The following is a 19,303-nucleotide window of genomic DNA, read 5'->3' on the forward strand; positions in this document are numbered from 1 at the left end:
ATATGCCCGCATAGGAAGTGCATCATTTTTAAGTAGGACTAATAATTATTCGTTATGAACAACATTGACTTCAGCAAATACGCTGATTTGATTAGCCAGATGGCGGTCGAATTTGGCGGAAAAATTGCCGCTGGCCTGGCCATTCTCATTCTGGGATTCTGGATCGTCGGCATGATCATGGGAGTTATCAGACGTCGTCTTGAAAGCCAGGACCTCTCTCCCTCTCTAAAGCCTTTTATTCTGGGCATGACCAAAATGCTCCTTCGCGTATTGGTCGTAATAAGCGCCTTGGGCGCTCTGGGAATCGAAATGACCTCCTTCGTTGCCATCTTAGGTTCGGTTGGTTTTGCCATCGGCTTGGCCTTGAGCGGAACGCTTCAAAACTTTGCCGGCGGAGTAATGATTCTATTCTTCAAACCCTACAAAGTAGGAGATTGGATTGAAGCTCAAGGATATTCCGGAGCCGTAAATGAAATCGGCATTTTCAATACAGTACTGACCACCGGTGATAACAAAGCCATCATTATTCCCAATGAAAACATGTGGAAAGGGTCCTTGGTGAACTACTCCAGAATGGGCACTCGCCGGGTAGACTGGGTATTTGGTATTGCCTATGGCGACGATTACGATCACGCCAAAGCAACTTTGCAACGCTACCTCGATGAAGACCCACGTATCAAAAAAGATCCTGAAACCTTTATAGGCCTGGTAGAACTGGCAGATAGCTCAGTAAATATTGCTGTAAGAGGCTGGGTAGACGGCGCCGATTATTGGGGAGTTTTCTTCGATATGAACGAAAAAGTTTACAAGAATTTTGATAAAGAAGGATTGTCCATTCCTTATCCTCAAATGGACGTTCATGTACACAAGTCTGCCACTGCCGCGGACGCCTAAATACAAAACAGAGATTGGATATGAAAAAAAGAATTTACTTGAATCTTCTTCTTGCCGCGGCTCTATTGATAGGCCCGGCTACCTCTTTTGCCCAAGCCGATTCATCTTCGGCAGCACCTTCGGATACGAGCTACTGGAAAAAAGGAGGAACATTTAGCCTAAATATTGCCCAAACCAGTTTGGTTAACTGGGCAGCGGGTGGTGAAAACTCGGTGGCCGCAAACGGTTTATTCAAAGTTTTTGCCAATTACAAAAAAGGAAAATACAATTGGGAAAATGACCTTTTGGTTGGATACGGGGGAATTTTGTCTGGAGAGGATCCCTGGAACAAAACCGATGACCGTATTGAGTTTAACTCCAAAGGGGGCCGCGAAGCTGCGAAGAAATGGTACTACTCGGCTTTTATCAATTTCCGTACTCAGATGTTTGATGGTTATGCTTTGCCTAATGACTCAGACCTGATCTCTACCTTCATGGCACCTGGTTACCTCACCATGGGTCTCGGTATGGATTACAAGCCAGACGATCATTTTTCGGCTAACATTTCACCGGTTGCTGGTAAAATCACCTTTGTTGGAAATCAGGATCTGGCCAATTTTGGAGCCTTTGGTGTAGAAGCTGCTACTTATGATACCAATGGTCGAATTATCACCGAAGGTGAAAACATTCGCTACGAGTTCGGGGGTAACTTATCGCTTCGTTACGTGAATACCATTGCCAAAAACATTGATTTGGACACCAAGATTAATTTCTTCTCCAACTATTTGGATCGTCCGGGCAATATTGACGTCAACTGGGATTTGCTCCTAAAAATGAAGGTAAACAAGTGGCTTTCAGCAAGTCTAACCACTTCTCTCATCTACGATCACGACATCGATATCCCGATTGACACGACCGGAGATGGCAAAGAAGATTCCGTAGGTCCTCGTACTCAGTTTAAGGAGGTTCTTGGAGTTGGTTTGAGCCTATCATTTTAAATATATTTGAGCCCGTATGGGCCTCAAATCATATCTGGCAAAATACTATGCTTCCTTCCTGGTTGGTCGCTTAAGAAAAGCGGTTGCACAACCGGTGCAGGAACAGCAAAAGGTGCTTGATCACCTCATTCGATCGTCTCAGAACACGGTTTTCGGAAAGGACCATCATTTCGATCAGATTTCCGATTACGAATCGTTTAAGAAACAGGTTCCGGTAAGAGACTACGAACAACTTAGGCCCTACATTGATCAGATTCTGGATGGTCAGTCTGATGTTATGTGGCCGGGAAAACCCATCTACTTGTGCAAGACCTCAGGAACCACTTCTGGTGCCAAGTACATTCCGATTAGTAAAGAATCGATTCACAACCACATCAATTCGGCAAAAATGGCCCTACTCTGCTACGTGCATGAAACGGGAAACAGCCAGTTTGTGGATGGAAAAATGATCTTTCTTCAAGGTAGTCCGACTTTAGAAAAAAAGGCAGGAATCAATTTTGGACGTCTGTCGGGTATTGTGGCTCACCATGTACCGGGCTACCTTCAAAAAAATCGTCTTCCGAGCTTTGAAACCAATAGCATTGAGGATTGGGAAGAAAAGGTGGATGCCATTGTTGGCGAGACTCAAACAGAAGACCTTCGGCTTATCTCAGGAATCCCATCCTGGGTTCAGATGTACTTTGAAAGGCTCATTAAATCAACTGGAAAAAAATCCATCGCCGAAGTATTTCCAAACTTCTCCCTGTTCGTTTATGGAGGGGTAAACTTCAAACCCTACGAATCGATTTTTCAAAAACTGATTGGACGAAATGTGGATTTGGTAGAGACCTATCCGGCCTCTGAGGGATTCATAGCCTTTCAAGACAGTCAGAAAAATGAGGGCCTCCTTCTGGTGATCAACGACGGGATATTCTACGAATTTATTCCCACCGACGAATACTTTAATGATAACCCTACAAGGGTAAGCTTGAAGGATGTGGAAGTAGGTGTGAATTATGCCATCATTCTCAACACCAACGCCGGACTTTGGGGCTACAGCATCGGTGATACCGTAAAATTTGTTTCCAAAAGCCCCTATCGTCTGATAGTAACCGGACGGATCAAGCATTTTACCTCCGCTTTTGGAGAGCACGTAATTGCCGAAGAGGTGGAAGGTGCAATGAAACATGCCCTGGAAAACAGCGATGCCATTGTACGCGAATTTCACGTTGCTCCACAGGTAAGTCCGGCATCTGGACTTCCATTTCATCAGTGGTTTGTAGAGTTTGAAAAAGAGCCTTCCCACCCTGATCAATTTGCGGATTTGCTGGACAAAAAGCTACAGGAAAAAAACCCCTACTACCTGGATTTGATTCAAGGAAACATTTTACGCCCCTTGGTTGTTACTTCGATGAAAGATCGAGGCTTTGTAGAGTTTATGAAATCGGCCGGAAAACTGGGTGGACAAAATAAAGTACCCCGATTATCGAATGACCGAAGCATAGCCGATCAACTTGAATCGTATGCGCTATAGGTTAATCATTATCGCCCTCACCCCCATTCTTTTATGTGGATCTTGCCTTATTTTCCAACCTGGAATTCATGAAATTTATAGGGAAAACACCCAAGAAACCTACGACGCGATAATCGTCCCTGGAATTCCATTTGATCCGCCAGAGTGGGACAAAATCATGGAAACCCGGGTTCTTTGGTCGGTATACCTCTACCGCAAAGGAATAACCCAAAACATCATTTTCACCGGGTCTGCCGTTCATAGTCCGTACCGGGAATCCACCATTATGGCTGAATACGCCAAAAAGTATGGTATCCCTGCCGAACATATATTTGAGGAAGGAAAAGCCGAACACGGGTCGGAAAACTTGTATTACTCCTACAAACTGGCCAAAAAACTGGGATTCGAAAAGGTAGCCTTAGCCACAGACCCCTATCAGGGTGCCATGATGTTTAAGCACAATCGGAAGTTTGATCTCAACATACCCTACATTCCCTTGCTCTATGATTCCTTGTTTACCATGGAATTTGAAGAAGTGAAAATTGATTACCAAAAAGCCTACGTAGACAGTTTTGTTAAGCTCAACGAAAGGCTTTCCCCAATAGATCAGTACAAAAACTCCATGGGGCGGCGGGTAAAGCAGCAAATTAAGGATGAAAAGAAGGCCGAGAAAAAGGCCAGGAAAGAAGCCCAGAAAAAGATGGGGAATTAATTTTTCTTTCTTTGGTTATCCCATTGGTAGCCATTAATTTTGCCGACCCAATTATAAGCCCATGGTAAATAAGATTATCAAGTACGTTTTGATTGCCCTTTGCACCGCTATGATGGCCTACGAGTTTTACGAAGGTCACATCGGAAATGGCATCATGTTTATTCTGATTATTGCCGTTATCGTCTTGTTGCTTTTCAAACATGAGGTTAACCTAATTGCCTTTTTCCAAATCAGAAGGCAAAAGTTTGAAAGTGCCGAAAAGATTTTGGGCTGGGTAAAGCACCCTGAGCAAATGCCTAAAAAACAAGAGGCTTATTACTACTTCCTTACCGGATTGTGTGCCTCTCAGGGCAAGAACATGTCAAAAAGTGAGAAGTACTTCAAACGAGCACTGAACGCCGGATTGAATATGGACCATGACATTGCGATGGCCAATTTAAACTTAGCCGGTATTGCTATGGCTCGCAGACGGAAAAGAGAAGCTATGACCTACCTGACTCAGGTTAAAAAGCATGATCCACAAAAATTGCTGGCCGACCAGGTGAAGATGCTGAAGAGCAACATGGGTCGCATATAGTTTTCCACAACCTCCTCACTTACAGCCATCTGGCATTGCCGCGATTCGAATAGCCAATTAACATCGCGCCGTGTAAAACCTTAGTTTCGATACAAGTGTATTGCGGAATCACCCAGCTATATTTGAAATGTTCCAATATTGATACACATGTCACCTGAATTCTCCAATATCCATGTACTGCTGGTTGAGAACGATGAGATCGCCATCTTCGTTATGGAAAAGATTCTCAAGCCACATTACCGCTTAACCGTAGCACGTAATGGAATCGAAGCCATCCATTTGGCTCATAAACAGAATTTTGACGTGATTCTTATGGATATCGAATTGGGTCATTCCATGGACGGAAGCGAAGTCTTGGAAGCTATGAAGCAAAACGGCATGCCAGACGAAACCTTGGTTTACGCCATCACCGGTTTGGGCATTCCTGAAGACGAAGAATACTTCCTAAGTTTAGGATTCGACCGCTTCTTCCACAAGCCTATCGATCATCGCCAAATGGCTGAAATAATCCGTCAGGATTGTTACGTAAAAACCTTGTAAAAGGTTCCCTTTAAATTTTAGAAAGGAGAAATGGTGATTCCCACATTCCAGGGAACCAATCGTTGACCCTTGCCTTCTTCAAACAAGGTGGAAAGGCTATAATAGCCGGATAAGCCTACCCTTCCATATCCCACTCGAGCTGAAAGTCCATACCGAGTACGCGTTAAATTTGGGTGGATAAAGTCTTTGTATACCCCTTCATCGGTCACCACATGGGTGTGTGATCCTAAACGAAACCCTACTTTAAATCCTACAGCAGCCTTCCAGGAGTGTCCACTGGAATTGGGCTTGGATCGGTAACGGATTTCAACCGGAATGTCGAAGTAATTGGTAACGTATTTGTTTCGTTTGTAAGAGGAGTCTTCAGGCATCGGTATGAATTGAGCATAATCGCCCAAAACGGAATCCTTGTGTAGCAACATAGCATTGTTGTAGTAATTGGCATTGCTATATCCAATACCAATGGCTCCACTCAGGGTCTTCACCTTAAACTGGTGATCGTACAACAACTGAAAAGATGCTCCAAATCCAAAATCGAAATGGACACCTGCCGGCTGGTTTCCTAAAGACTCGTAGGTCAGGTCAACTAGAAGGTTATCTTCTTTAATGGGCTTTCCCGTTCTCTGCCCCCGTTGGGCCATGGCTCCAAAGGCCACCATCAACAACAGGGTTGTAATCAGTACTCTCATAGCTTTTCAATCGCTGCAAATGTAAGTCATTTCATCACCTCGTACACCTTCCTATTGGGAAAGCCAAGATTTCGCAATGCCTCATTTACTTCTTGTGGTTCAATGCAATCCAACTTCCACTCTGAACTCCAAAATTCAACGCTTATTGTACACTGACGACCAACCCTTTGAAAAACTTTCCGTCAATCCTAAGAGCCACTGAGCCTAATAGCAGGTGGCAAACAATCAATTTCAAACAACGGGCTTATTTTTGCTGCATGAGAAATTTTCTACATAACCTTCTGTTTTGCCTGGTCTTAGTTCTCACCACGGGAGCCTTAAATGCACAGGTTAAGCTTTCGGAATACGGGAGGTTCGATTCCATTGCGGTATACCAATATGGGGATAGCCTATACTTCCCTTGGGCCGGCGGGTTTAATGCTCCCCAGTTTTCAAAAATGAATTTGAATGGGGATTCCTTGCCCGATTTATTGATTTTTGATCGAGATGGATGGTGTGCCCGACCATTTTTAAATAGTGGAGATCGTGGATTACGTCCTTACCGCTATGCACCGGAGTATGAAGTGGGGTTCCCCAAAATGTGGCACTACACGCTCATGCGGGACTACAACCACGACGGGCGAGAAGATATTTTTACCAGCTACAACGGAGACTTTAGGGTATTTGAAAATACCTCAACTGGTTTTTCCGCCGATTCATTGCAGTTTACCCAACAGCTTTTTAAAGCCCCTTGGGACACCACACAGTTAGAGAATTACCTGACTTGTAAATACTACGCTAATCCACCCCAATACATTTACACCAATGTATACAACTCCGTAAACGACATGCCCGGAATTGCGGATGTGGACCGGGACGGTGATTTGGATATCCTGGCCTTTGGCAACGGTTCCGGCTCGGTATACTGGTATGAAAACAAAGGTGCAGATCAAGGCTATCCAGATGAACTCCGGCTTGAGCTTTTAGAGTTGTGCTGGGGCCGATTTATGGAAAGCGCCATTGACTTTTCTATGCTTTTGGGAAGCTGTAAGGGCCTTGGACCTAATCTGTCTGGAACCCGCCACAGCGGAGGATCCTCCATTTACCTAAATGACATGAACTGCAATGGATTGACTGACATTGTATTTGGTGATAACGACTACCGGAATATGATTGCTGGATTCAACACAGGAATGCATTCCAGCGCAAACATTACAAATCAGGACACCAGTTACCCATCATCCAACGTTCCTGTAGATGTTATTTCGTTTCCTGCTGCGTATGGTTTTGACGGAGACAACGACGGCCGAGAGGATTTTGTAGTAGCGCCCAATGCTTCAGAACTGTATATGGACAAAAACCAGGTTCAGATTTACCTCAATAGAGGTTTGGATTCCTGCATAAGGCTTGCCCGACAACCTGATCCTTACCTCGTAACAGACCTAATCGACTTAGGCACTAATTCTCACCCCCAATTTTTCGATTTGGACCAGGATGGACTCACCGACATCCTTTGCGGAAGTATGGGCTATTTCGACACTACTCAAAGAACTTTTGTAAGCAAGATCAGCTATTTCAAGAATACGGGTACCGCTCAAAGAGCAGAGTACGTGTTAGCCACCGAAGACTTGCTTGGAGCTGCATCTCCAGCTGATACCGGGTTGCACCCCACGTTTGGAGATATGGACAACGATGGCGATATGGACATGCTCATTGCCTCTTTCGACGGTTCAGTCTATTACTACGAAAATCAAGCAGCAAGCCCTCAGGATTCAGCCGTTTTTGTTCCTCAATCTACCTCCTACGATCAAATCTGGCTGGGAAAAAATGCACACCCGTATTTGTTTGATGTAAACAACGACAACAAATTGGATTTACTGGTAGGTTACCAGGGATCATCCATCCAATATTTTCAGAACGTAGGTAGCGTTCAAGTCGCTCATTTCGACACTGCTTTTATGGAGCCTAATTTTGGTGGAATCCATCACAGCAATGCCAGCGGGGTTGGAAACCTCACCATCACCATTCAGGATATAGATACAGCTGGAAAAACGATAGATACCCTTGGAGAAATGAGCTCAGAGCGGATGGTTTTTATCGGATCCTCTGAAGGCCTTGTATACCTCTACGATCAGTTTAGTCCAAACACCGGTGCTCAATTTAGGATTCGCGACAGTCTATTTCTTTACACCCGAGATGTAAGTCTTTCCATGGCAGACATTGATGGTGACGAAAAGCCAGATATGATTTATGGACACCGCACCGGAGGGTTAAGTATTTTGATCAAGGATGGTGGCAACACCGTTCCTCAACCTGTTGACTCCACCGTTAGTGTGAACGAATCCACTATTGAATCTGGGCAATTTAGCTTATTTCCCAACCCCGGAACCGGCGCTGTTTCCATCAAAAACCCCAACAACCACCTGATTTCTGCGGTAGAAGTATGGAGTACAACAGGGCAATTGGTCCAACGATTTGAAGAGCTAAATAATTCTCAATTTGAAATTATTAACCAAAAGCCAGGCATATATTTGATTCGAATTACCCACGAAAAGGGTATCTTCACTACAAGGTATCTACTGGCACCTTAACGTGCGCTAAGGATTAGTTTTTAAAACAGCAAACTATGAAACAAGTCACAAACCCGATACTCGGATTTTTGGGCATTCTGCTAGTGGGCGGATTCCTAAGTTCCGATCTGAATGCTCAGACTGAGGTTAAGCTAATCCAGTATGGTAGATACGATTCTATTGAAGTCTCCAACAGTCATGGTGTGATGCAAATGCCGTGGTTGGGAGGTATGGAAACTCCCCAGTTTTCTCCGTTCAATCTTAATGGAGACAGCTTGATGGACTTGGTGTTCTTCGATCGTGATGTGTTTCTTCCCAGAACTTTGATCAATACGGGTTTGCCTGGCGATGACGCCTATCGTCATGCTCCGGAATACGAAGCTGCCTTCCCAAAAATGTGGGATTTTGCTCTTTTCCGCGACTACGATCACGACGGAAAACACGACATTTTTACAGCCTCAGACGTAGGCGACTTTCGAGTGTTTAAAAATGAGTCCAGCACCTTTGATCCTGATTCGATGGACTTTATGGGTCAACTCTTTCCAGCACACTGGGACAGCAACTTCATGTATAAAAACTTAACGGCCAGGTACTATGTAAATGGCCTTTCCAAGCCCTACTTCTACACCAATGTATTTTGTGGCTCCCCCGATATTCCAGCCATTGTGGATGCGGATAACGATGGAGACTTAGATATCATGGCCTTTGACACTCCAAATTTTCAATATTGGAGAAACATGCAAGTGGAATGGGGCAGCTCCAAGCCTTTGGATTTTATGCTTTACGACATTTGTTGGGGCCAACTGAGAGAAGGCTCCATTGGTTTTAACCTGGATTTGCACTCGTGCTTTGGTATGATACCACCCGCAGCCCCAGGCGGACGACACGCACCTACCAAAACCATTTTGCTGGAAGATATGGATTGCAACGGCCTACCCGACTTGATGATAGGCGACCAGGGCTTTCCTAACATGATTGTGGGCTACAATTTTGGAAACGTAGATACGGCAATTGTTACCCAACAAGACACGTCTTATCCTTCCAAGGATGTTCCTGTTGAGCTACACTCCTTCCCTGCTGCCTACACCTTCGATGCGGACAATGATGGCCTGCGCGACCTGGTAATTGCACCCAATGACATTGAAGGCTACTTAAATACGGAGCAAGTCTTACTGTATAAAAACGAAGGTGATTCCAGCTGCCCGGATTATAAATACCAGTTTGATCCGCTTTTTGAAAGAGACGTAATTGACTTGGGAAGAAATGCCTACCCCGTATTTTTCAATGTGGATGGTGATAGCCTGATGGATATTGTTTGTGGAGGATATGGCGTTTACCAGCCTTCCTTAGGGACATTTGACAGCCGATTGGCTTATTACAAAAATGTGGGAACCACTACCTCTCCTGAGTTTAAATTCATTACCCGGGATTTAATTCCCACACCTAACCCGATTGATACCGGACTATATCCCGCCTTTGGTGATCTGGATAATGACGGTGACCAGGACTTGCTTTTGGCTACAGCCCAGGGCTATTTGCACTACTATGAAAATCAAGCGGCTTCAGCACAGGATTCTGCGGAATTTGTGAGGACGTCGGTGAGTTATAATGGAAAATCGTTTGGTAGGAACCCGAGACTCTATCTGTATGATGTGAATGACGATGGCAAGTTGGACATTTTGTTGGGCGATAAGGGAAATACTATTCGCTACTACAACAATACCGGAACTGCCCAAGTGGCGGACTTCAGCCCTACCAGCGTGGATAGCACATTTGGCAACATCTCCCTCGCCGATCAATGGGGCCATGGAAATTTAACGGTAGTTATTAAAGACATGGACACCAATGGCGTGGAGAGCAACGACCCGAATGATACTTCGATCAAGCGATTCATGTTCGTTTCTGCCGGATCTGGCTGGATGTATTTATACGATCAGTTTAGCAGCACCCGTGGCGCCTCTTTCCGCTTACTGGATAGCCTGTACATCTACACCAGACACCCAAGCATTCACATGGAAGACCTAACCGGCGATGGTAAGCCGGATATGATATTCGGACATCGTGCTGGTGGGATGAGTATTTTGTTGAAAGATGGAGGAAACATCATCCGTCCACCCGAAATTGATACTACATCAGTTGAAGAGATTAGTGCAAATCAAACGACGCTAAAACTGTATCCCAATCCGGGTATTGATGAGTTGTTCTTCCACAACCCGGATGGTGAAATCATTCTGTCTATGGAAATGCTGGATATGACCGGCAAACAAGTACATCAGATGGATTATCCAGGGAATGGGCCCGTCGTTGTATCTAACTTACCTTCAGGCTCATACATTGTTCGTATCCAAACCGATAAGGAACTAATAAGCCTACCCTACTTTAAGTCTGATCAGTAGATCCTAATTCAACCCTCTTAAATGCGGTTTGTTCTACCTTTGCAGGCACAGGCTATGAAGGGTTTGAACGAAAAAGGGAACGATCTTGTACTACCGAGGGTGAAGGATAAGAAACCACTATTAATTGCTGGGCCATGTAGCGCCGAAAGTGAGACACAGATCTTATCGGTTGCCGAATCTTTGGCGGCCCAAAAAAAGGTTCAGCTCTTTCGGGCAGGAATCTGGAAACCCAGAACCCGACCAGACAATTTTGAAGGAATTGGCGAAAAAGGATTACACTGGCTTCGGCGGGTTCAGGAAGAGTTTGGAATGCCTGCCATCACCGAAGTTGCCAACGCCCGGCACACCCGAGAGGCTCTCGATCAGGGGTTAAAATACCTTTGGATTGGAGCTCGCACCACAGTGAATCCTTTTTCTGTTCAAGACATTGCAGATGCGCTAAAGGGCGCCCCTGTTACCGTATTTGTAAAAAATCCTATTCATCCAGATATAAACCTATGGATGGGTGCTATTGAACGGATTCAAAATGCAGGAGTGGCCCATGTAGGCGCTATTCACCGAGGTTTTAGCACCTTTAGAAGTTCACCTTACCGCAACATTCCACTTTGGGAAATTCCCATTGAACTCCAACGTCGATTTCCTGATCTGACACTCATTTGCGATCCCAGTCATATCGCTGGTAGTCGCCCGTTAATTCCTTTGGTGAGCCAAAAAGCTCTTGACTTGAACATGGCTGGACTTATGGTAGAAGTTCACCCAAATCCGGAAGAAGCCTGGAGTGATGCCAAACAACAGCTTACACCTGGCCACTTCCACGACATGGTAGACCTGTTGTCGGTTCGTTCAGAACACGGGTCTGATGACGTCTTTATCAATCAATTGGAAGAATTGAGAGACAAAATCGACAAGCTGGATGAGGAGATTTTGAGCGCCTTGGAAGTTCGATTAAAGATGATTGAACAAATCGGTCAGTACAAAAGGCAGAACAATGTGACTGTTTACCAAATTGATCGGTGGAACGAAATCCTGAAAACCCGGGCCAAAATGGGTGGAGAACTCGGAATGGATGCCGAGTTTGTCAAGAAGCTCATGGAGTTGATCCACGTAGAATCCATTCGGATCCAAACGGGAATCATGCAGGATCCTTCTCAGGGCCAAGACCCATTATCCGGTCAAGAATAGCTAACATTCCGTAACCCTTGGCTACCCGAGCCGAATACCCTTTGGTTCGAAGCGCCTCTGCTGTGGTTTCACCTATAGCTACCAATTGAACGCCTTTTGGTATTTCATGCTGATCGAAAAATGATTGAACATTGGATGGACTCGTAAAGGCAATAACATCCAAATCACCGGGTAATTCACAAGATCGATTAAGGGTTTCATAGGCCCCTACTTCGATTACCTGATCTGCAGGAAGAGCCTTTTGCACCGTCCTTTTTCCAATGCGCGTTACAGGAAAAAGCACCTTTCCCTCACCGACCAGCTGACCAAACTGGGCTGCCGCTTTTTCTACAGGGTGCGATCCGATAAACTGAGGTGTTAAACCTTGTTTGATGAGTTCACGAGCGGTTCCCTCCCCTAAGGCCGCAATTTTGGTTGTAGATGGAATCCTATTCCAGGCGTGGCGAACGGCCGACGGCGAATTAAAAAACACCCATTGAATATCCTCTTCTACCGGCCCGAAAGGCAGCGGCTGAGTTTGAATAAACGGAGCTTCTACAAGCGTTAGAAAATGGGAAATTGAAGATTGGGCAAAGAGCGACCAATCAAGCTCTTTGGTGATTAAGACTTTTTTTTTACCTGATCCTGGATTCGATCCATCGCTTCCTGAACCAAGGCTTCACCATCTTTTCCTTCTAGAAAAAATCGTTTTAACGGATCCCTTTCTTTGGCAGCATAAGAAACCCAAAGCTGAAACTGTCCCTCTTCTTCGCGACAATAAACACCCAAAGGCAATTTACAACCCCCTTGACAACGATTGAGAATAGCTCGTTCGATATGGGTCGTTGTAGCTACCTGATCATCATTTAGGGCTTGGAGGGTTTGGCGCAATTCTTCATCTCCTTCTCTGATCTGAAGAGCTAAAACTCCTTGAGCGGGAGCCGGAATAAAAGCCGTAGGGTCCAAAATTTCAACGAAAAAATCATCCAGTGGTAGCTCCAGGCGAGATACACCTGCCAGGGCAATAACAATGGCATCGTATTGTCCGTCGCGCAGCTTTTGAATTCTGGTAGGAACATTTCCGCGCAAATCATCCAGGTTTAGATCTTCCCTAAAGAATAAAAGCTGAGATCTTCTACGAGCCGATGAAGTTCCCACTTTGGCTCCCGATTTCAAACTTAGCGGCTTCGAGGTATCCACACTCTCTGGACGGATAAGTAGTAATTCAGATGGGTTTTCCCGATCCGAAACTGCTGCAATCGAGAGTCCTTCCGGTTGTTCGGTTTCCAGGTCTTTGTGGGAGTGAACCGCTAAATCAACCGACTCATCCAACAGAGCCTGCTCAATTTCCTTGGTAAAAAACCCTTTTCCCTCTAGCTTATCAAAGCTGAGATGCTGGATTTTATCCCCTTGAGTCTTAATTATTTTGAGTTCGCAGCTTACACCTTGCTCAGCGAGCTGATCCTTTACACGATTGGCTTGCCAAAGGGCAAGATCACTTCCTCTGGTACCGATGATGATACCGGACTGACGATCCGACATTACTTTTTTTCTTCTTTTAGTAGGATTTCCTTAGCCAAGAGCATAGGAGTGCTCATGTACTTTTTTTCGAGGTAAGAAACCACCTTATCCAGCGTTTCTCTGGAGTTTTGATCCAACTCGTCAATTTCCCGGGCAAAAACTTCTTCGACTGCTCGTCTACGAATGTCTTTTACTTGCTCAGGCACTTTACGCATCGCCAGTTCTACTTGTCTCACCTTGTGAATGTTTACAAAGTCGTCCAAGTTTTCTTTAACGATGGCCTCGCAACGGTGCAATTCTCCTTTTCTCAATTCCAGGTTTTTCGCCGCCAAGTCTTTCAAAGACTCAACACCAATAAATTCCACCGACTCTTCTTTAACTATGTCAGAGTGGGTATCAGCAGGAACAGCCAGATCGATGATCGTTTTGTTTGCTGGTTGCTCTGGGTTAAGAGAAGCATATATTTCAGGAGTGATAATCACTTCTTCAGATCCGGTACAGGTGATGAGTGCATCAAAAGGAGATTGAAAATCTTTCAACTCACTCAAAGCAAAAGCCTGACCACCAATTTCGCGAACCAAATTTTCTGCCCGACTCAAGGTTCTGTTGAATATGTAAAAGTTGGTATAACCCGCTTTTTTCAATTTCAGCAGCATTGCTTTGTTGGTTTTTCCTGCACCAACAACCACAATTCCCGATTCGGTAGAAATTCCTTGTTCAATTAATCTGCGGTACGCCAGGTTAACGATGCTCACCGGGCGATTAGCAATCAAAGTTTCCGTAAAAACTTGTTTTGCTGTTTCGATCGTCTTACGCATCAGGATGCGAATAAAGTCTCCGGTCAATCCGGCTTCTTTACAATTTTGGTAGGCATCCTTGATCTGAGAAATAATTTCCCGTTCACCCACCACAAGTGAGTCCAAAGAACCCGCTACGCGAAATACATGATCAACGGCCTCCAAGTGAGAATAAACCAAAGCTTGCTTTTCAGCTTTGTCTACTTGCTCCTGGCTCCAATCTGGATAGATCTCAGCCAACATCTCATTTAGAAAATCAGCGGTTAACTCTTCCTCCGTGCGAAACCACATTTCCACTCGGTTACAGGTACTGAGAAACAACAATTCCTCTACCCGTGATCCCAAAAGTGACTGTAAGCGATTCTGGAGATTTTCAGGAGCGATGTGAAAGGCTCCTACTTGTTCGATACCAACCGAACTGTGCGTATATGTGACAGCATGAAAATACTTCATACAATAACGATCGTCCTGCAAAAGTGCGGGGAAAGGCGAGTTACTTTGTCATGGAAATGTCAGAGAAAGTCTAAATAGAATCGTTCTAAATAGCCAACAGCCTCATGAAGGCCAATTATCTGATTGTGGGTGGTGTTTCCGGGTTATTAAAAGATTAGTAAAAATGCGTACTTTTAGGCGGAAACTAAAAAAATTGAATCCTATGAAGAAAGTGCTGTTCTATTTACTGTCCGCTACGTTGGTTCTTAGTGCATGTAAAAAAGAAGGATGTACGGATGCGAATGCAACGAATTATGACGCTGATGCCAAAACTGATGATGGATCTTGTACTTATCCTGACCCAGGGGATACTCAAAAGCCAGTAGCTACTATTGAGAAACCTGCAAATGCTACTGAATATGCCAAGAATGATACCGTTGAAGTTCATATGGACTTTACCGATAATGTAGCTCTTTCTACATATACCTTGAAAGTTTCTGGTGGTAGTTGGGATCAAACGTTGACTGAGTCCATTACTGGAACGAGTGCTCATGCTCACCAAAAATTGGTAGTAAGCAGCACCACTGCAGCTGGAGACTATACACTAACTGCTACTGCAACGGATAAGGCTGGAAATGTTTCCGCTGAATCTACCGTAACGATTAAGGTTACACAAGATGTTGCTGATAACGAAAAGCCAGTTATGCAAACTCCTGTAGTTACCTGGCCATTGGCTCCAAACCCCATGGAAGCTTCTACACCGAACAAAGTTCGTGTTCAAGTAACCGATAATATGGGAGTTGCTACTATCGTAACTACGCTTACGTTGAAAAGTGACGGATCGGAAATCGGAAAAACGACTACCGACGCTACCAAATTCAGCGATCCTAAGAACATTAATGAAGAAATTACTATCCAGCACTCTCCTCAAGGTGGAGTAGCCGAGTATGACATGGACCTAAAAGTTGTGTGTACTGATGCTGCAGGTAACTCTTCTGAAGAAACAATTGCTGTGAAGGGTAAGTTCTAAACTACTTATCACACAAGATTTTAAAGGGCTTCCGATTTCGGGGCCCTTTTTTTATTCCCAAAGTTTGGTGAACCTTTTTACCTGAAAGTTGAATCATAAAAAAACCCCGGAACTTGAACATTCAGGGGGTTTGATCTGCGATCTTTTGATCTTGTTGTCCCACTAGGGCTCGAACCTAGACTCTTCTGAACCAAAATCAGACGTGTTGCCAGTTACACCATGGGACAGCGTAATTTGGAGACGCGAAAGTAAATAAAATGTTTAAAACAGAAGGATAAATTTTCTCAGTATTCCGAAGCAGTTTACGAAAGTCCTTGATTTGACAACAGATCGAGAGATTGAAAAACCGCTTGTAGCTTGAGGAAATAGGCGAGGATAAATAGCAATAGATTAATATATTTGCCCCTTTTGTATAAATAGGTACAAAACTCAACACATCTATGAAAACTTTCAGGTTTTACAACAATCTGGTAGGTTGGCTGGTATGGTCCATTTCAACCATTGTACTAATCATGACCGTCGAACCCACCGTTAGCTTCTGGGACTGTGGTGAATTTATCGCAACTGCTTTCCGCTTGGAAATCGGTCACCCACCAGGTGCTCCTACCTTTATGTTAATTGCCCGTTTCTTTACGCTTTTTGGGTCTCCTGAAGATGCCGGTTATTTGGTTAACATCCTGTCGGCGTTGAGTAGTTCGTTTGCCGTTTTGTTCTTGTTCTGGATTATTTCATCCATTGCCAAAAAGATTGTAATGAAGTCTGAGGAAGACTTTACAGCTGGAAATATCGCCGCTGTATTGGCCTCTTCTACCATTGGTGCTCTTGCCTTTTCTTTCTCCGATACTTTCTGGTTTTCGGCAGTAGAGGCTGAGGTATATGCCTTGTCCTTGTGTTTAACGGCTTTGGTTTTCTGGGCTATTTTGAAATGGGAGGAAGTTGCCGATGAACCACGTAGTGATCGTTGGTTGCTCTTCATCTTCTTCGTTATTGGATTGTCCATCGGGGTTCACCTATTGAACCTTCTTGCCATTCCAGCAATTTGCTTCGTTTATTACTTCAGACGTCACCAGGTTAACCGCAAAGGAATTGTTATCACCGCTGGTGTTGGATTCTTGCTTTTGATGATCATTCAGTATGGAATTATCCAAAAAATGCTTCGGGTAGCCGCTTACATGGAACTGTTCTCTGTAAACACCATGGGCTTGCCATTCAACTCTGGATTGATCATCTTCTTTGTTTTGCTTTCTGCGCTAATCGCCTATGGAGTTTACTACAGCCACCAAAACAGAAAGTATTTAGCCAACTTAGCCTTGTTGGGCTTTGCGTTTGTATTGATCGGTTATTCTTCTTATGCCATCATTCTTATTCGTTCTTCCGCCAACCCTCCGTTGGATGAAAACGATCCACAAAACGTATTTACCCTTCTGGCTTACTTAGGCCGTGAACAATATGGAGAGCGTCCTTTACTCATTGGTCACTCTTTTGCTTCTCCCTTGGATAAGGATGAACCTTATAAAGACGGAAAACAAGTTTGGTTTCAGGACGAAGCTTCTGGCAAATACATCGTATCCGATAAGAAAAAGGCCTCCATACCTAATTACGCCGGCGAATTCAACATGCTCTTCCCGAGAATGGCAAGTCAGGAAAGAAGACACCTTTCCGGCTATAAAAGATGGTCGAAGTTTAAGGGTAAAAAGGTTCGATACAAGGTGGCTGGCAAAATGCAGGTCATCGAAAAGCCCACCATGGGAGAAAACATTCGCTTCCTGATGGACTACCAGCTTGGCTGGATGTATTTCCGCTATTTCATGTGGAACTTTGCCGGTCGACAAAATGATATTCAGGGGCACGGAGACATTGCCAATGGTAACTGGATTAGCGGTATCGACTTTATGGATTCGGCACGCCTAGGCCCACAAAGTACCTTGCCTGATTCACTGAAAAGCAACAAGGCTCGAAATACCTATTATTTCCTCCCCTTGATCCTGGGATTAATTGGACTGGTCTTCCATTACCGCCGCTCTATGAAGAGTGCCGTCGTGGTGACGATGCTGTTTATGTTTACCGGTATTTTGATTGTTGTTTACCTGAATCAAACTCCGATGGAGCCTCGGGAGCGTGATTACGCTTATGTAGGTTCGTTTATGACCTTCTGTATTTGGATTGGATTAGGTCTGTTGGCCTTGTTTGACGCCTTGAAGAGATCGATGAAGCCCGTTATCGCAACAGGCTTGGCGCTCTTGATTTGTCTTCCAATTCCTACTATCCTTATCGCTCAAAACTGGGATGATCACGATCGTTCCGGGCGATACACAGCAAGAGACTTTGCGAAAATGTACCTCGATTCCTGTGAGCCTAACTCGGTTCTTTTCACGAACGGGGATAACGACACCTTCCCACTGTGGTACGTACAGGAGGTAGAAGGATATAGAACAGACGTACGTGTGATTAACCTGAGCCTTTTGAATACCGATTGGTACATTAATCAAATGCGTCGTAAGGCCTACAAATCTGGCCCCGTTCGCTTCACCATTCCTGAGCCAAAATACCGTCAGGGAACTCGTGATTACATTCCCGTAATTGACCGAAACAAAAAGAAGGAACACGTGGACATCAAGCGTGTGGTTGAATTCTTCACCAATGAGAAGAATCAAGCGGTAATGGGTCAGAATAAGAAGATGAATTACTCCCCTACCAAGCTATACTCCTTGAAGGTGGATACCAATAAATTCATCAACAACCCATCTATTCCTGAGGAAAAATGGGGCGAGATTGTTCCTGAAATTCAATGGACCGTCGGCCGAAGCTACCTGCTGAAGAAAGACATCATGATGATGGACTTGTTGGCTCACTTCAATTGGGACTTCCCAATTTACTACGCTATTACTACGGGTAATGACGCCTACTTGGGTCTTCAAGGTTACTTCCAGTTGGAAGGATTGACTTATCGTCTGGTACCTTATAAAGCTGCAAGCCCTGATGGACAAACGGGTTATGTACACGCTGAAATCATGTATGACAACTTGATGAACAAGTTCCAGTTTGGTAATGTGAAGGATCCAAATGTATACGTGGATCACAACATTTTGAGAATGTGCATGAACCTGAGAAACAACTTTGCTCGTTGTGCTGAGGCCTTGCACCGCCAAGGAAAGAACGACAAAGCTCTGGAAGTGCTTGATCGCTGTATGCTTGAAATGCCAAAAGAGAATGTTCCTTACAACTTCTTTGTACTACCTATTGCTGAGCTCTATTACAAGTTAGGTCAAACGGAAAAGGCGACTGCGATCCTTTCAGAAATGCGTGAAACCTACGTAGCTGAGTTGGATTACTACTTTGCCCTTGACCGTGATATGTATGCGAAGATTAAGAGTCAGGCGAAACAAACGATTTCTATCCTCTACCGATTGAACCTCATGGCCAGTCAATATGTGCCTGGTGATCAGATCACCCAAGATTTGACGGATGATTTCAAGCGTTTGGAGGCTGACTTTAACCGATTAGAAGGAGTCGCACGTTAATTCGTAACTTTCCGC

The 19,303-nt window shown here is 44.5% G+C and carries 15 protein-coding genes and 1 tRNA gene; 11 read left to right on the plus strand and 5 right to left on the minus strand.

Going from position 1 to position 19,303, the window contains the following annotated elements; all coding sequences use genetic code 11:
* Nucleotides 1-54: 54 nt before the first annotated feature.
* The 6 genes from KFE98_06815 to KFE98_06840 all read left to right on the plus strand — a co-directional run bounded on the left by KFE98_06815 (nucleotide 55) and on the right by KFE98_06840 (nucleotide 5,192).
* Entirely contained in the window at nucleotides 55-894 is an 840-nt protein-coding gene (locus KFE98_06815; protein ID UTW63845.1) for a mechanosensitive ion channel, read from the plus strand.
* Nucleotides 895-914: 20 nt separating this feature from the next.
* Nucleotides 915-1,871, plus strand: a complete 957-nt coding sequence (locus KFE98_06820; GenBank protein UTW63846.1) for a DUF3078 domain-containing protein — start codon at nucleotides 915-917, stop codon at nucleotides 1,869-1,871.
* Nucleotides 1,872-1,887: 16 nt separating this feature from the next.
* Entirely contained in the window at nucleotides 1,888-3,384 is a 1,497-nt protein-coding gene (locus KFE98_06825; GenBank protein UTW63847.1) for a GH3 auxin-responsive promoter family protein, read from the plus strand.
* Nucleotides 3,374-4,075, plus strand: a complete 702-nt coding sequence (locus KFE98_06830) for a YdcF family protein (protein ID UTW63848.1) — start codon at nucleotides 3,374-3,376, stop codon at nucleotides 4,073-4,075. Before KFE98_06825 ends, KFE98_06830 begins: the two co-directional genes overlap by 11 nt.
* Before the next feature lie 61 nt (nucleotides 4,076-4,136).
* On the plus strand, nucleotides 4,137-4,652 hold the full coding sequence (locus KFE98_06835; GenBank protein UTW63849.1) for a DUF2892 domain-containing protein: 516 nt from the start codon (nucleotides 4,137-4,139) through the stop codon (nucleotides 4,650-4,652).
* 147 nt (nucleotides 4,653-4,799) lie between these two features.
* A complete protein-coding gene (locus KFE98_06840) occupies nucleotides 4,800-5,192 on the plus strand; it encodes a response regulator (GenBank protein ID UTW63850.1) in 393 nt (130 codons plus the stop codon).
* 17 nt (nucleotides 5,193-5,209) lie between these two features.
* Here KFE98_06840 and KFE98_06845 read toward each other — a convergent pair whose 3' ends face one another.
* Nucleotides 5,210-5,881 carry a PorT family protein gene (locus KFE98_06845; protein UTW63851.1) on the minus strand — a complete coding sequence of 224 codons (672 nt, stop codon included), beginning with the start codon at nucleotides 5,879-5,881 and terminating at the stop codon, nucleotides 5,210-5,212.
* A gap of 257 nt (nucleotides 5,882-6,138) precedes the next feature.
* Between KFE98_06845 and KFE98_06850 the strand changes: the two genes are divergently transcribed.
* From KFE98_06850 to KFE98_06860, 3 genes are read left to right on the plus strand one after another with little or no spacing between them, the layout of a single operon-like run.
* Nucleotides 6,139-8,451: a T9SS type A sorting domain-containing protein gene (locus KFE98_06850; protein ID UTW63852.1), complete on the plus strand. Its 2,313-nt coding sequence runs from the start codon at nucleotides 6,139-6,141 to the stop codon at nucleotides 8,449-8,451.
* Between the two features lie 35 nt (nucleotides 8,452-8,486).
* On the plus strand, nucleotides 8,487-10,826 hold the full coding sequence (locus KFE98_06855) for a T9SS type A sorting domain-containing protein (protein UTW63853.1): 2,340 nt from the start codon (nucleotides 8,487-8,489) through the stop codon (nucleotides 10,824-10,826).
* Between the two features lie 54 nt (nucleotides 10,827-10,880).
* Nucleotides 10,881-12,008 (plus strand): bifunctional 3-deoxy-7-phosphoheptulonate synthase/chorismate mutase type II, encoded by a 1,128-nt coding sequence (locus KFE98_06860; GenBank protein UTW64659.1) that lies wholly within the window; start codon nucleotides 10,881-10,883, stop codon nucleotides 12,006-12,008.
* Here the strand turns inward: KFE98_06860 and KFE98_06865 are convergent.
* Genes KFE98_06865 through hemA form a run of 3 tightly spaced genes read right to left on the minus strand, consistent with a single transcriptional unit; the run spans nucleotide 11,959 to nucleotide 14,758 of the window.
* Entirely contained in the window at nucleotides 11,959-12,609 is a 651-nt protein-coding gene (locus tag KFE98_06865) for a uroporphyrinogen-III synthase (protein UTW64660.1), read from the minus strand. The genes KFE98_06860 and KFE98_06865 overlap by 50 nt on opposite strands.
* On the minus strand, nucleotides 12,609-13,529 hold the full coding sequence (gene hemC, locus KFE98_06870) for a hydroxymethylbilane synthase (GenBank protein UTW63854.1): 921 nt from the start codon (nucleotides 13,527-13,529) through the stop codon (nucleotides 12,609-12,611). The genes KFE98_06865 and hemC overlap by 1 nt, the downstream gene beginning before the upstream one ends.
* The gene (gene hemA / locus KFE98_06875) at nucleotides 13,529-14,758 is read right to left on the minus strand and encodes a glutamyl-tRNA reductase (protein UTW63855.1); all 1,230 of its coding nucleotides are present in this window, start codon (nucleotides 14,756-14,758) and stop codon (nucleotides 13,529-13,531) included. Before hemA ends, hemC begins: the two co-directional genes overlap by 1 nt.
* A 202-nt stretch (nucleotides 14,759-14,960) precedes the next feature.
* On the opposite strand from hemA, the gene KFE98_06880 reads away from it, so the two are divergent.
* Nucleotides 14,961-15,767: a DUF4625 domain-containing protein gene (locus tag KFE98_06880; GenBank protein UTW63856.1), complete on the plus strand. Its 807-nt coding sequence runs from the start codon at nucleotides 14,961-14,963 to the stop codon at nucleotides 15,765-15,767.
* 154 nt (nucleotides 15,768-15,921) lie between these two features.
* Here KFE98_06880 and KFE98_06885 read toward each other — a convergent pair.
* A tRNA-Gln gene (locus tag KFE98_06885) sits at nucleotides 15,922-15,994 on the minus strand.
* A 213-nt stretch (nucleotides 15,995-16,207) separates the two neighbouring features.
* Between KFE98_06885 and KFE98_06890 the strand changes: the two genes are divergently transcribed.
* Complete coding sequence (locus KFE98_06890; protein UTW63857.1) at nucleotides 16,208-19,288, plus strand: DUF2723 domain-containing protein; 3,081 nt, start codon at nucleotides 16,208-16,210, stop codon at nucleotides 19,286-19,288.
* Nucleotides 19,289-19,303: the final 15 nt, after the last annotated feature.

It is taken from the genome of bacterium SCSIO 12741 (genome assembly GCA_024398055.1).
Lineage (GTDB): Bacteria > Bacteroidota > Bacteroidia > Flavobacteriales_G > Salibacteraceae > SCSIO-12741.

What these genes read in the sequence shown, in the direction of transcription:
- KFE98_06815 (UTW63845.1), top strand. Translation starts at nt 55, where the DNA reads ATGAACAACATTGACTTCAGCAAATACGCTGATTTGATTAGCCAGATG.
- KFE98_06830 (UTW63848.1), top strand. Translation starts at nt 3,374, where the DNA reads ATGCGCTATAGGTTAATCATTATCGCCCTCACCCCCATTCTTTTATGT.
- KFE98_06845 (UTW63851.1), bottom strand. Translation starts at nt 5,881, where the DNA reads ATGAGAGTACTGATTACAACCCTGTTGTTGATGGTGGCCTTTGGAGCC.
- hemA (UTW63855.1), bottom strand. Translation starts at nt 14,758, where the DNA reads ATGAAGTATTTTCATGCTGTCACATATACGCACAGTTCGGTTGGTATC.
- KFE98_06850 (UTW63852.1), top strand. Translation starts at nt 6,139, where the DNA reads ATGAGAAATTTTCTACATAACCTTCTGTTTTGCCTGGTCTTAGTTCTC.
- KFE98_06880 (UTW63856.1), top strand. Translation starts at nt 14,961, where the DNA reads ATGAAGAAAGTGCTGTTCTATTTACTGTCCGCTACGTTGGTTCTTAGT.
- KFE98_06890 (UTW63857.1), top strand. Translation starts at nt 16,208, where the DNA reads ATGAAAACTTTCAGGTTTTACAACAATCTGGTAGGTTGGCTGGTATGG.
- KFE98_06840 (UTW63850.1), top strand. Translation starts at nt 4,800, where the DNA reads ATGTCACCTGAATTCTCCAATATCCATGTACTGCTGGTTGAGAACGAT.
- KFE98_06835 (UTW63849.1), top strand. Translation starts at nt 4,137, where the DNA reads ATGGTAAATAAGATTATCAAGTACGTTTTGATTGCCCTTTGCACCGCT.
- KFE98_06825 (UTW63847.1), top strand. Translation starts at nt 1,888, where the DNA reads ATGGGCCTCAAATCATATCTGGCAAAATACTATGCTTCCTTCCTGGTT.
- KFE98_06820 (UTW63846.1), top strand. Translation starts at nt 915, where the DNA reads ATGAAAAAAAGAATTTACTTGAATCTTCTTCTTGCCGCGGCTCTATTG.
- hemC (UTW63854.1), bottom strand. Translation starts at nt 13,529, where the DNA reads ATGTCGGATCGTCAGTCCGGTATCATCATCGGTACCAGAGGAAGTGAT.
- KFE98_06855 (UTW63853.1), top strand. Translation starts at nt 8,487, where the DNA reads ATGAAACAAGTCACAAACCCGATACTCGGATTTTTGGGCATTCTGCTA.
- KFE98_06860 (UTW64659.1), top strand. Translation starts at nt 10,881, where the DNA reads ATGAAGGGTTTGAACGAAAAAGGGAACGATCTTGTACTACCGAGGGTG.